Here is a 13,510-nt window from a genome sequence, read left to right on the forward strand (position 1 = left end):
GTAATGCAGAAATTATAAGTAATTAGCCGAACTTGATATAAGACTAGACTACGAATACGCCTCCATAGGCAGACAAGAACAAACAAAATTCCTGTCTCCAAAAGCAGCATCAATACGCCCAACAGCAGGCCAGAATTTGTGTTCGCGTGTCCAAGGTGCAGGATAAGCAGCTTGTTCACGGGAGTAGGGATGATTCCATTCTCCGATAATTAGACTTTCGGCAGTGTGGGGTGCATTTTTCAGGACATTATCTTGCACATCCGCCTTACCTGCTTCAATTTCGGCAACTTCTTGACGAATACTAATCATCGCATCGCAGAATCTATCCAACTCCTCCTTAGACTCGCTTTCGGTGGGTTCCACCATGATTGTACCCGCCACAGGCCAAGAAACAGTAGGTGCGTGGAAGCCATAGTCCATCAACCGCTTGGCGATATCATCAATTTCGATGTTGGCGGATTTTTTGAGCGATCGCAAATCTAAAATACACTCATGAGCAACATACCCATTTTTGCCTTGATACAAAATAGGATAGTGTGCTTCCAGCCTTTTAGCGATGTAGTTGGCATTGAGAATAGCCACTTTCGTAGCATCCGTCAAACCTGTTGCACCCATCATCGCAATGTACATCCAGGAAATTACCAAAATGGAAGCACTACCCCAAGGTGCAGCCGAAACAGCCCCTATCGATTTTGGATTGTAGTCTGGCATCGCAATCACAGCGTGTCCAGGCAAGAATTCTACTAAATGGGCAGCTACACCAATTGGCCCCATACCAGGACCACCACCACCGTGGGGAATACAAAAGGTTTTGTGTAAGTTCAAGTGGCAAACATCCGCCCCAATATCTCCCGGACGACAAAGCCCCACCTGGGCATTCATATTTGCCCCATCCATATAGACTTGTCCACCGTGGCTATGAACAACAGCACAAATTTCCTGAATTGCTTCCTCAAACACGCCGTGGGTAGAAGGATAAGTCACCATCAAAGCGGCGAGTTCATTGCTGTGCTTTTCTGCTTTTGCCTTGAGATCATCCAAGTCAATATTACCTTGAAGATCACAAGCCACAGCCACCACTTTCATCCCACACATCACCGCACTTGCTGGGTTAGTTCCGTGGGCAGATGTGGGGATTAAGCAAACATTGCGGTGTGTTTCCCCACGACTTTCATGATACTTGCGGATTACCAGCAACCCTGCATATTCACCTTGAGAACCAGCATTTGGTTGCAGAGAAATTCCCGCAAAGCCAGTAATCTCAGCTAACCATGCTTGCAACTGCTGGAAAAGAATTTGATAACCCTGAGTTTGTGACTTGGGGGCAAAGGGATGAATTTTACCAAATTCTGCCCAAGTGACTGGAAGCATTTCTGAAGTTGCATTTAACTTCATCGTACATGACCCCAAAGGAATCATTGATGTAGTTAATGACAAGTCTTTGGTTTCCAACTTGTGCAGGTAACGCAGCAACTCGGTTTCTGAGTGATAACGGTTGAAGATGGGGTGGGTGAGGTATGAGCTTGTACGCTTAAGGGGGAGGTGGGGAGTGTGAGGGGTAGGGAGAGTAAACTCATCTCCCAGGGCGAAAATTTCTAACAGGTTTTGCACATCTTCAATTGTGGTTGTTTCATCCAGCGAAACACCTACAGCAGTTTCATCAAAAATCCGCAGGTTAATTTTTTTTGCTTCACAACCAGCGAGAATTTCTTGTAAACTACGGGTTCCTAGTTCTACGCGAATGGTATCAAAGAAACTTTCAGAACTAATTTTATAACCCAGGTTTTTCAATCCTGCTGCCAAGGTTCCAGTCAAAGTGTGGATATTCTCGGCTATTTTTTTCAATCCTGCTGGGCCGTGATAAACAGCATACATACTTGCCATCACCGCCAGTAACACCTGTGCCGTACAAATATTACTAGTAGCTTTTTCTCGACGGATGTGTTGTTCGCGGGTTTGCAAAGTCAAACGTAATGCTGGTTTACCTTGGGCATCTTTGGATACGCCCACAATCCGTCCTGGGACTTGCCGCTTATACTCTTGTTTGGTAGCAAAGTATGCTGCATGGGGGCCACCGTAACCCAGGGGAATACCGAAGCGCTGAGTACTACCAACAGCTATATCAGCACCAAATTCACCCGGAGGAGTCAATAGTGTCAGACTCAAAGGGTCTGCTGCTACCGTTACCAATGCTCCCACAGCATGGGCTTTTTCGACAAAAGCTCGGTAGTCGTAAATAGTGCCATCACTGGCGGGATATTGCAGAATTGCCCCAAAAATCGGTTCTGAGAAATCAAAAGATTCATGGTCGCTGATGATAATCTTGATTCCCAAAGGCTTAGCCCGGGTCTGCAACACATAAATAGTTTGGGGATGGCAGTTTTGCGAGACAAAGAAGGCATTTGCTTTATTTTTGCAAATCCCATAGCTCATACTCATTGCTTCGGCTGCGGCTGTTGCTTCATCTAGTAATGAAGCATTAGCAATTTCCAAACCCGTCAGATCGATAATCATAGTTTGGAAATTCAACAGTGCTTCTAGTCGCCCCTGGGCAATTTCTGGCTGATAAGGAGTGTAGGCAGTGTACCAACCAGGGTTTTCTAGAATATTACGCTGTATCACCGCCGGAGTGATAGTGTCGTAATATCCCATACCAATGAATGAGCGGAAAATTTGGTTTTTTAAAGCAATTTCTTTTAACTTTGCCAGTGCTGCGTACTCACTAAGTGCTTCTGGTAAATTTAAAGCACGAGGTAGCCGGATGGACTGCGGTACTGTTTGGTTGATGAGATCATCTAGGGAAGAAACCCCCAGCACATCCAGCATTTGCTGTATGTCATCGGCATTAGGACCAATATGTCTTTGTTTAAAATCACTTAATTTTTCAGTGCTTTCGCCCAGAATTTGCTGATTACCTGACTGGGGACGAGGAGCAGATATTACCACAAAGAGCTTCTCCAGACGTTACTATTTCATATTTTGCAATAAGTATGCTTGATGTGTTGGATCTAAAATATCAGTTCATCTAAGATTCATGAAATTTTCCCGGACAGCATGGGGGACACGGGAGACAAGGGAGACAAGGGGGACACGGGAGAATATCAATGAAAGAAATACCCCTCACACTCCTCACACTCCTCACACTCCCCATCTCCCCATCTCCCCATCTCCCCATCTCCCCATCTCCCCACTCCTTCTACCCCTCCACTTCAGCACTATATTCCTGTGCTGTGAGTGCATCATCAATTTCACTAGGGTCATTCACCCGTACTTTAATAAACCATCCCTCACCGTAGGGATCTTCTGCTATTTGTTCGGGAGATTCGATCATCTCCTCATTACGTTCTATAACAGTGCCAGTTACTGGTGAGTTTAAATCTTCAACAGCTTTTACGGATTCGATTGTGCCAATTTTTTCTCCCTTGGTAACAGCGTCACCAATCTCTGGCAATTCCAAAAATACAATATCTCCCAGTTGATCTACGGCAAAGGCGGTAATACCAATTGTGGCTATTTCACCTTCTAGGCGGACATATTCATGAGTATCTAAGTATCTTAAATCCTGTGGATATTCCAAAGACATATCACTTCCTTTTCCACATGCAAAAATTTAACATGGTTAATGACTAATGGCTAATATAGCGGTTTTCTGTAGCAGAAAATACAGGTTTTTGTAGGTTCACACCGCTATGTACCTCTGTTTATTTTGTGATCCGAGTTTGAGAACGGTAAAAAGGTTTCTTAACCACTATCGCTGGGTATGTTTTACCACGAATTTCTATATCTAGCTGCTGACCAGTGTTTGCTAGCTGGGTGGGAACATATGCTAGGGCAATGGGATAACCAAGTGTCGGTGATAATGTACCACTAGTTACCTCCCCTACTATTACACCTGCTGATAACACTTGGTAGCCATGACGGGCAATATTGCGTCCTTGCATTTGCAAACCGACTAGTCGGCGCTGCACTCCCGCAGCTTTTTGTCGTTCCAAGATAGGACGCCCAATAAAATCTCCTTTGGTATCAAGATGCACTAACCAACCTAAACCTGCTTCTAAGGGCGTGGTGGTATCATCAATATCTTGTCCGTAAAGTGCCATTGCTGCTTCTAGTCGCAGAGTGTCTCTAGCACCAAGTCCACAGGGAATGACGCCAGCCTCAACAAGACTACGCCATAATTTTACCCCTTCTTCTGGGCCCAGCATCACCTCAAATCCATCTTCGCCTGTGTAGCCTGTGCGAGCAAGGAAGGCGGGTTTACCCAAAATCGATGCTTCTAAGTGTCCGAAGGCTTTCACTGATGATAAGTCTGCTTCCACAAAAGGCTGAAGCAACTCAACAGCTTTTGGCCCTTGGACAGCAACTAAAATTTTTTCTTTGGAAAGGTCTTGAAAATTGATTTCTTGAGTGTCAAGCTGTTGCAACAGCCATGTTTTATCTTTACTGGTAGTCGCAGCATTGACTATCATTACTCCCTGCTGTTCGCCGTCAGAGTTTTCCCCTTGATAGTAGAATATAATGTCATCAATGATACCAGCGTTTGGATTTAGCAAGACGGTGTATTGAGCTTGACCTGGTTGCAGACGACTTAAGTCTGATGGAACCAGGTACTGAAGTTGTGCAATAAGGTTTTTCCCTGTGAGGGTAAATTTGCCCATGTGGGAAATATCGAATATCCCGGCAGCATTTCTTACTGCTTGGTGTTCTGTGGTAATGCCGCTAAATTGTACAGGCATTTCCCAACCACCAAAGCTAGTGAGTCGCGCTTTGAGTTCTTGGGCAAGGAAATATAGAGGTGTTTGATATAGGGGAAGGGTGTTTTCTTCTGGTTTAGCCACGGGCAATTTTTTCTGAGGTCAACATCTTATATACTACGGAATTGATTCAGGTAAGGGCTGCGATCGCTGGCATTATTTAAACCACAAATACACAAAGGACACTAAAAGCGATCGCATTTTTTCCATAGCAAAAACCTGCCTGCGATTCAAATCCTAGTCTCATAACTCAAGTCTGCTTCAGCAGACTGTTTAATTTATTTGAGTATCTAAATCCCAAACCGTCTTGAAAAGCTTTGATCACCGGAAGCCGCAAAGCGTCTACAAACTTTTCGCAAAATCCAAAATGGTATTAACCATGATGTTTAATAATTAATTGTGTAAGTGTTGAGATTTATTAAGTTAAAGTTATGAAGTCTTGGCGAGTATTTGCAGTCCTTATCTTAGCTATGGTGGTGCTGTTGTTTCCCCTGTCAGCAGAAGCAGCAAAATCTTCCAGCAGCCGTTTTGCAGGCTATAAACAAATGAGTAATGCAGATTTTTCTGGACAAACCTTAATCCGTGAAGAGTTTACTAAGGTGAAACTGGATAAAGCTAATTTTAGTAATGCTGATTTACGTGGTGCTGTTTTTAACAATGCGTATTTAGAAAAAGCAAATTTACATGGTGCAGATTTTACCAATGGTATCGCTTATTTAGTTGATTTTCGGGATGCTGATTTAAGTGATGCAATTTTTACAGACACCATGTTGCTCTATTCTACTTTTGATAATGTTGAGATCACAGGTACTGATTTCACCAACGCAGTTTTAGACGGGCCAGAATTGAAAAAACTCTGTGCTAGGGCAAATGGTGTAAATTCTAAAACTGGCGTATCTACTAGAGAATCTTTAGAATGTAGTTAATATTTGTTGGTTAGTAGCTGGTTGTTGTTACAAAAATCAACAACCAACCGCTAACAAATAATTCTTTGCCAAACGAGCGTGGAGGGATTCGAACCCCCGACCTACAGAACCGGAATCTGACGCTCTAATCCACTGAGCTACACGCCCTTGCACTACTGACAAATGCAGTCGCCATATGAAAGTTATAGCATAAAAAAGCTAGATTTATAGCTTTTTTTGGCGTTACTGAATCAAAATATGAATCAAGCGTTACAAATATCACAGGAGTAAGGGGGATATTGAGTGAGACTAGTATGCACGAAACGGAGCTATTGTGGCAATCATCAATGAGAAATTAAGTATGCGATTTTGTCAGATACAGAAAATAAAGTAAAAGGGTTGTCTATTGGTGCTGTCGATTACATTACTAAACCCTTGCAGTAAGAGGAAGTAATTGCCAGAGTCCAAATTCATTATTGCGCTTCGTCAATCTGCTGTCTGTTTCCGTTTACCCTTTTATCTTTGCTCTATCTTCATAGATATAATTTGTAATAATTAGATTAATATCAAACTCAACTAATTACTGGATAATATCCTTCTGTTCCCTCTCAAGTTAGAAGAGGATTAGAGAAAAAACTACTATCAGTAATCAGTGGGGTTTAATTTAGTAGCCTGTTAATAGCTGTTTACCTATGAAACCAGATGAGATTGAAGCAGTATTGCAAACAGCCTTTAATCGCTGTGAAATAGCTAACTGCCCTCTCACTGATATGCAAAAACAGATATTGCTGCAAGTAGTCGAGCAAATTCAAGGAAACTCTCATCTAGAAGTGTCACCTGAAACTAACCCATTAGAGGAATTGACACCGCAAGAGTTACAAGCTTTTTTAGGTTACATTAAAGCCCAGGAAGAGCAAAACCTCTCATGGAAAGCGCAGCTACTAAATGACTGGCTACGTGAAAATGACTCCGGAGAAGTACAATTTATCCGCGATCGCTACGGGTTACAATGGCTCAACCGCATTCAGCCGTATCATTTTAATCAGTATTCTGAAGATACATTAATCCTGAAAGTGGGCGATCGCATAGAAGTCTGCAATGCACTATGGGAATGGGTACAAGATGATGGCCCCTGTCCACGGGAATGGTTTACTTGCATAGTCATTCAAATTGATGAAGTTCAAAATGGCAACGAATCTTGTACTAATTGCGTTGTTCGCTTTAATAACGGCGCTGAGTATGAAATTCAAGGTATTTACGAGTGGAATCGTTATAACTGGCGCTGGATATGAGGGATGGAGATGAGGAGATGGGGAGTGTGGGGAGTGTGAGGAATAACCAACTACTAATGTACAGACGCGATTCATCGCATCTCTAACTACCAACAAATGACAATTAACTAATAAATGAAAGACCCCGGTAGTTAGCTGTCTACCGGGGGAGGAGGTTTTCGCAATTCGCTAAAGGACGGCATATGATTACTAAATTTACTCATCCTTTGCGTGAAAAGTTGCCAAAATGGCAATTATTTAGCTCATGTTTGCTTAAGCACTTATGCTATCCGCTTTTATCGGTAATGGGTAATTGGGCATAATAAATAATTAACAGCAATTAAAATTGACGTTGGCGCTACATTAGATAAATTAAGAACTATAAAAAGTTTTACTAAAACCCAAAGTATGGAAAAGCAACCGATCACAGTTATAGGAGGTGGACTCGCTGGAACAGAAGCAGCCTGGCAAATTGCTCAGGCGGGAGTACCAGTAATTCTCTATGAAATGCGCCCCCAACGCTTCAGTCCTGCCCATCACACGGAACACTTAGCGGAATTAGTGTGTAGCAATTCCTTTGGGGCAATGGCAAGCGATCGCGCTACTGGTTTGTTACACGAAGAACTGCGGCAATTAAAATCGATTGTCATTGGCAAAGCTGATGAACACCAAGTTCCTGCCGGAGGAGCGCTAGCAGTTGATCGGGGACAATTTAGCCAAGATTTGACACAAACCCTCTCTCAACATCCCTTAATTGAATTGCGTCGGGAGGAAGTACGTGCTATCCCTGAAGGTATTGTGGTTTTAGCAACAGGTCCTTTAACCAGTCCCGACTTAGCCGAAGATTTACGCCGCTTTACCGGGATGGAATATCTCAGCTTTTTTGATGCTGCTAGTCCAATTGTTGTCGGGGAAACAATCAACCATGACATAGCTTTTCTTGCTTCCCGCTACGACAAAGGTGAAGCCGCCTATCTCAACTGTCCCATGAACAAAGAGCAATATCTACAGTTTTGGCAAGAACTATGTAACGCCGAACAAACTGAATTAAAGGATTTTGAGCGAGAAACAGCGAAATTTTTTGAAGCTTGTCTGCCGATAGAGGAACTGGCACGCCGAGGGGAAGATACAATGCGCTACGGGCCTTTAAAGCCAGTAGGATTGTCAGATAGTCGTACAGGTGAAAGATCCTATGCTGTAGTGCAGTTACGACAAGAAGACAAAGCCGGGCAACTTTGGAACATGGTAGGATTCCAAACTAACTTGCGCTGGAGTGAACAAAAGCGCATCTTCCGAATGATTCCCGGCTTAGAAAATGCTGAGTTTGTGCGGCTGGGGGTGATGCACCGTAACACCTTTATTAATGCTCCCCAGCTGATGCTATCCACCTTACAATTCAAAAATCGTCCCACATTATTGGGCGCTGGGCAGTTAATTGGCACTGAAGGCTACACAGCCGCCGCCGCCGATGGATGGTTAGCCGGGACAAACGCCGCACGCATCGCTTTAGGGAAAGAACCGTTAACTGTACCACCGACAACAATGATGGGGGCGCTGTTTGAATTTATCAGTTCAGCTTCACCCAAGCATTTTCAACCCATGCCACCCAATTTTGGCATTTTACCAGAGTTAGGAGAGAAAATCAAAAATAAACAAGAGCGCTACGGACGTTATCGCGATCGCGCTTTGTCTGACCTCAAAAGGTTTATTGTTGATATGCTTAGTTGTTAGTTGTTTGTTGTTTGTGGTTGGGAACAATCAACCACCAACCACCAACACTAATTACCCGATCTTTTTTGGTCTTGAATTGATTCCTCTTTGGTAATGGCTAACCCATGTATGCCAATGGCTGCGATCGTAGCGCCAATAAATCCCCAAGTGCCATTAGTAAAGGCATTCATGCGATGCACCATACTCCGATGATAGGCTAATTGTAATTGTCTATCATCTGCTCTTCTTTGCCTTGCTAGTTGTTCAACATACCTTTCGGTTCTTTCCATTGTTGCAAAATCAGCATTGTACGCATAGATCGATGTTGCTACTACCATCAAGCCTGGAAAAACCAGAGCAATCAAAAGAATGGCTCTGCCTATACTCATAGAAACCTCGTATTAACTTTAAAATCCTCTGACTTGAAAATGGATCTAGGGGTTTAAGGGTGTAGGGGTGTAGGAAAAGTCATATTTTCATGCAAAGGTTGTGGAATTTTCCCGTGATTGACTATGTTGAAGATGGGGAAGAAATACGAAATGAGAACTAGAACTACCAATAAAGCTAACTGATGAAGGCTGGGTGTGAGGTACAGAGGTAGATTTGGTAGCTTACCCCTGTCCTGATACACCCAGTCAAAGTAGTTGTGTTTATTTGCGTCTAGTTACTTATCTTTAAATTAATGCTGGCACAACTGAAATTTTGCTTCAGTGTCTAGCGAACAAATTTCATTGACGAATATTTATTTGGTTGTTGGTTGTTGGTTGTTAGTAGTTAGTGGTTATTCCTCCACTCTCCACACTCCTCATACTCCTTACACTCCTCATACTCCTCACACTCCCCACACTCCCCACACTCCCCACACTCCACCTCCCAGTACTTCATATGGGGTTACGAAGATTGACCAATTCTGCTTCTAGCTCAGCCAGCTGAATTTCCTGCTGTCCAAGAATTCCCAGACGACGCAAGTTGAGAGATTGATTGATAGCTTCTTTTTCACCAACAACAGCAATCAGTGGAATCTTGCGTGCAGACAGTTCTCGAATTTTTTTGGCAATCGTGCGATCGCTCACATTTAATTCTACTTTTGCTCCAATTTGTTTTAGCCTTCTGAAAATCATTCCGAAGTTCAGCTTCCTGACAAAAGATATAGGCGTCGTCCTGGACAAACTGACGCAAACGCATACAACCAGATAGCATTCCTGAGCATTGCTGGAGGGTAGATGAAGTGCTATCGAATTTCAAATCAACGCGATCGCCTCACAACCCTCCTGAGTTGGTAGTAGTAGTGGTAGTTGTTGTTAGGCGAATGCTTACTGATCTCAACACACAACTAAGTAGCTCTGCTCAACACTCTGCTATCTAGTGCGTCAACCTCTGTGATCCTCAGCGTTTAAAAATAAACTCAAATATTTGGGATGCTCCCGCAACAAAATGCCTAAAGCAACTCAATGATTATGCTTTCATTCAATTGCGTCTGTCGCCGTAGCTACTTCCCCGTTACACTTAACAAATTTTTGGGAACACTACTCATGATGTTTTGAGCGATCGCTTGGCTCTATCTAAACAACATGAGAGCGCTATTTCTAGAAAAAAAGAGAATTTATGATTTTATTTGTCTTGCATTTTGTGGAATTTTATGCATCTTACTAGGACTACCAACTAATGCATCAGCAACGACATCTGATGCAATTACAAATTTGCGACAGCAGCAGCAGCAAATTAATCAACAGCATCAAAGTGTCAAACAGGAACGCGATTACTTAACCAATTTACAGCAAGCAGCCCAAGAACGGCTGAACGACTTGCAGCAAAACCTCAAAACCACTAACACGCAAATTCAAGATAGTGAATTACGCCTCAAACTAGCAACAGAAAGCTTGCAGCGGCTACAAGCAGATTTAGCAGCCAAAGAAGTTGCTTATCAACAACGACAAGCGGCGACAATTGCTAGACTACGCTTTTTGCAACGTTCCCCAGTGAACCAGGGATGGGCAGTTTTGCTGCAAAGCCAAAATCTCAGCGATTTTATTAGTCACCGTCGTTATTTGAAGTTAGTTTATCAGGCAGACCAGAAAATTTTAGCTAAACTTACAGCCCAGGCTAACGAGATCAAGAACCAAAAAATAGCAGTAGAACAGCAAAAAAATGAAATAGCCTTGATGAGGCAGCAATTACTTGCTCAAAAAGCAGATTATCAAACCCAAGCAAACTTGCAGCAGGAATTAATTGGGCGTCTCAATAGCGATCGCTTGGCATTAGAAGCAGCACAAACCCAGCTAGAGAAGGACTCCCAGGCAATTACAACTTTAATTCAACAAAAGCTAGCAGAGGCAGAAGCAACAGCCAAGACAAACAGCCGCAACAGCGTCATCATTCGCGGTACAGGTATGTTTGCATATCCTACCGATGCACCTACCAGTAGTCCCTTCGGTTGGCGAGTACATCCCATTCTCGGTTATCGCCGTTTTCACGCAGGTCAAGATTTTGCTGCTAGCTACGGTAGTACAATTAGATCCGCCGACTCAGGTACAGTCATTTTTGCTGGTTGGTATGGCGGTTATGGTAAAGCTGCAATTATTAATCACGGCAACGGTCTAACTACACTTTACGGACATACTAGTGAATTATATGTTTCGGAAGGGCAAACAGTAAAACGCGGACAAGCGATCGCTGCTGTTGGTTCCACAGGTTTATCTACAGGACCCCACTTGCACTTTGAAGTTCGCAAAAATGGTACACCAGTAGACCCAATGAATTATTTTTGATGGTGATAGCCAAAAGGGTATACCTAGTTAGTAAAACATATATGACAAGATTTGTAGACGCGAAGCGGCTTGCCGAAGGCTAGGAGAAAATAGTCGTTTTAGGCATTATCTCGATCGATATTGCATTTGAGTGCGATCGCACTCTTAAGTGTTTTTTAAAGATGCCTCAGCAGTATTTGCTACTGGTGCAAGTTATAAATTACGATAAGTCCCTACTGTGCGACAAAGGTTATCCCTACAGGAAGGCTACCGCCTACGATTAATGAAGACTTGAATCCCTTACTAATTTTCTTTTGGTTTTACCTACTTTCCTAGTTCTGCCTTCTTCAATCAAAGAAGATCGTGGAAATAAACTTAAAATATGACCATATAAATTAAGTAACCAATATTTAATATTAAATCTTGTTTGTTTTTGCTTGTTTACAAGCTTTTGCAAAATATCGGATTTAATTTTTTCATATTCTGTTTTCAGAATTGTTTTACTTTCATTAAGAGAAGATATTGTATTGACCTTTTGGCTATAATCTAGCCAATCTAATAGTTGCTGACGCTGAAATGCACTCAGAGTTAAGGTGATAACATTCACACAAACTGTTGGATCTTCTAAAGCAAAAAATAGTAGATGATAGTAGCCAGTATTTACTAAATTTTGTACTAGTTTTTGTCCTTTAATATCTTTTAAATCTAAAAAGCAAGATAGCCATCGTGTCAGTTGAAATTGTGCATCTGATAGCACAGTTATCCATAAGATCATAGGATATAGATTTTTTTGAAAGATAAATTCTGTATAATTATTATTATCTATAAATTTAGCGATTTCTTTTTTAGCTAACATCGCCCAAAAAGTAGGTACACTTCCCTGTGGAGTGGGTAATAAATCTGAAAAGCAAATTGGAGCTATTGGTTGATTTTTCGGCCAACTCTTCTGTAAACAAATTTTTTCAGATAATGACGTAACAGGTACTAAATGTAATAGTTCTTGATTTTGAATATTTTTCTGCTTATCAGAAATAAGATTATTATATTTACGCTGTAACTGTTCTAATACTACTAATATTTGACTAATATCTTGAGGGCGATCGCTTACTTCTTTAGCTAAGCAAGCCATCACTAAATTTTTTAGCTCCTTGGGTATAGATATCTGAGGTGCTATATTTTCAAACATAGGGGGCATTTCAAAGCGATGAGCTTGATACCAATCACTAAAAGAATTGCTTTTTATTTGGAATGGATGTTTGCCTGTTAGCATTTCAAACATCAATACTCCTAAGCTGTAGATATCAGAACGCACATCTAAGAGTTTACGTCCTTCCATATGTTCTGGAGAACAATAAGGTAAACTACCAATAAAAGACTCAGCGAGTGTAATTCCAGTACCCTCAGTTAAAAATTTGGCAATACCAAAATCTAAAATTTTGACAATCCTATCTTTACTATCATCTTCGATAATAAATATATTTTCTGGTTTAATATCTCGGTGAATAACTGGGAAAATTTCTCCTTTGATACTGACACCCTGATGAGCGCACTGTAAACCCAAACAAATTTGATGACAAATCTCTAAAATATTTGGTATTTTCAAAGTCTCATTCTTCAGAATTTGTTTAAGATTTTTTCCTTGCAGGTACTCCATAACATAATAAGGAATTTTGTCCTCAGTGACACCATAACTCAATACTCGAACGATGTGTGTACTTTTGCGTCCTAGTTGAGCGCCAATAAAAATTTCTCTAGCAAAGCGTTGAGAAAGTTGTTGGTTAGCTAAATTCATTGACAAAATTTTAACTGCAACTGCCATACCTCCTTTTGCAACATCTTCTGCTAGGTAGACTCTACCCATTCCACCTTTGCCAATTAAATCTCTAATCAGATAACGATTGTTGAGAAATTTGCCGATATAAGTATCTAATTCTGTTTTTTGTCTTACTTGACGATGAATTTCATTTTGCAACATAAAATGAATTATTCCTTGATCTTTTTAATATTTTAAAACAAATGGAATATATAATTTTATGGTCAAAATCAATCAACATTTTTAAACCTTATTTATTTACTATAAAAAGCAATGCAAGTGATTATAAAAGTTTGACCAGTTCATCCCA

General features: G+C 41.5%; 10 protein-coding genes and 1 tRNA gene. 4 read left to right on the forward strand and 7 right to left on the reverse strand.

The window, feature by feature from the left end:
• Positions 1-48: 48 nt before the first annotated feature.
• From gcvP to gcvT, 3 genes are all read right to left on the reverse strand, one after another.
• Complete coding sequence (gene gcvP / locus UYK_RS0103340) at positions 49-2,946, reverse strand: aminomethyl-transferring glycine dehydrogenase (protein WP_016870901.1); 2,898 nt, start codon at positions 2,944-2,946, stop codon at positions 49-51.
• Between the two features lie 250 nt (positions 2,947-3,196).
• Positions 3,197-3,583 carry a glycine cleavage system protein GcvH gene (gcvH, locus tag UYK_RS0103345; protein WP_016870902.1) on the reverse strand — a complete coding sequence of 129 codons (387 nt, stop codon included), beginning with the start codon at positions 3,581-3,583 and terminating at the stop codon, positions 3,197-3,199.
• A 118-nt stretch (positions 3,584-3,701) separates the two neighbouring features.
• Complete coding sequence (gene gcvT / locus UYK_RS0103350; protein ID WP_009457619.1) at positions 3,702-4,838, reverse strand: glycine cleavage system aminomethyltransferase GcvT; 1,137 nt, start codon at positions 4,836-4,838, stop codon at positions 3,702-3,704.
• Positions 4,839-5,185: 347 nt separating this feature from the next.
• On the opposite strand from gcvT, the gene UYK_RS0103355 reads away from it, so the two are divergent.
• Positions 5,186-5,680: a pentapeptide repeat-containing protein gene (locus UYK_RS0103355; protein ID WP_009457618.1), complete on the forward strand. Its 495-nt coding sequence runs from the start codon at positions 5,186-5,188 to the stop codon at positions 5,678-5,680.
• Between the two features lie 73 nt (positions 5,681-5,753).
• On the opposite strand, the gene UYK_RS0103360 is transcribed toward UYK_RS0103355, so the two are convergent.
• Positions 5,754-5,827: transfer RNA gene (locus UYK_RS0103360), tRNA-Arg, on the reverse strand.
• A gap of 524 nt (positions 5,828-6,351) precedes the next feature.
• Between UYK_RS0103360 and UYK_RS0103365 the strand changes: the two genes are divergently transcribed.
• Together UYK_RS0103365 and trmFO are read left to right on the forward strand one after the other, a co-directional pair.
• Positions 6,352-6,951 (forward strand): hypothetical protein, encoded by a 600-nt coding sequence (locus tag UYK_RS0103365; protein ID WP_009457617.1) that lies wholly within the window; start codon positions 6,352-6,354, stop codon positions 6,949-6,951.
• Between the two features lie 387 nt (positions 6,952-7,338).
• Complete coding sequence (trmFO, locus tag UYK_RS0103370; protein WP_009457616.1) at positions 7,339-8,661, forward strand: FADH(2)-oxidizing methylenetetrahydrofolate--tRNA-(uracil(54)-C(5))-methyltransferase TrmFO; 1,323 nt, start codon at positions 7,339-7,341, stop codon at positions 8,659-8,661.
• Between the two features lie 47 nt (positions 8,662-8,708).
• Here trmFO and UYK_RS0103375 read toward each other — a convergent pair whose 3' ends face one another.
• Positions 8,709-9,029, reverse strand: coding sequence for a hypothetical protein (locus tag UYK_RS0103375; RefSeq protein WP_009457615.1), 321 nt, complete (start codon positions 9,027-9,029; stop codon positions 8,709-8,711).
• A gap of 492 nt (positions 9,030-9,521) precedes the next feature.
• Positions 9,522-9,761: a His/Gly/Thr/Pro-type tRNA ligase C-terminal domain-containing protein gene (locus UYK_RS0103385; RefSeq protein WP_009457614.1), complete on the reverse strand. Its 240-nt coding sequence runs from the start codon at positions 9,759-9,761 to the stop codon at positions 9,522-9,524.
• Between the two features lie 450 nt (positions 9,762-10,211).
• On the opposite strand from UYK_RS0103385, the gene UYK_RS0103390 reads away from it, so the two are divergent.
• Positions 10,212-11,408 (forward strand): murein hydrolase activator EnvC family protein, encoded by a 1,197-nt coding sequence (locus UYK_RS0103390; RefSeq protein ID WP_016870904.1) that lies wholly within the window; start codon positions 10,212-10,214, stop codon positions 11,406-11,408.
• A gap of 259 nt (positions 11,409-11,667) precedes the next feature.
• Here UYK_RS0103390 and UYK_RS0103395 read toward each other — a convergent pair whose 3' ends face one another.
• Positions 11,668-13,362 carry a serine/threonine protein kinase gene (locus tag UYK_RS0103395; protein WP_009457612.1) on the reverse strand — a complete coding sequence of 565 codons (1,695 nt, stop codon included), beginning with the start codon at positions 13,360-13,362 and terminating at the stop codon, positions 11,668-11,670.
• Between the last annotated feature and the right edge of the window lie 148 nt (positions 13,363-13,510).

This window comes from Fischerella thermalis PCC 7521, assembly GCF_000317225.1.
Classification (GTDB): Bacteria; Cyanobacteriota; Cyanobacteriia; order Cyanobacteriales; family Nostocaceae; genus Fischerella; species Fischerella thermalis.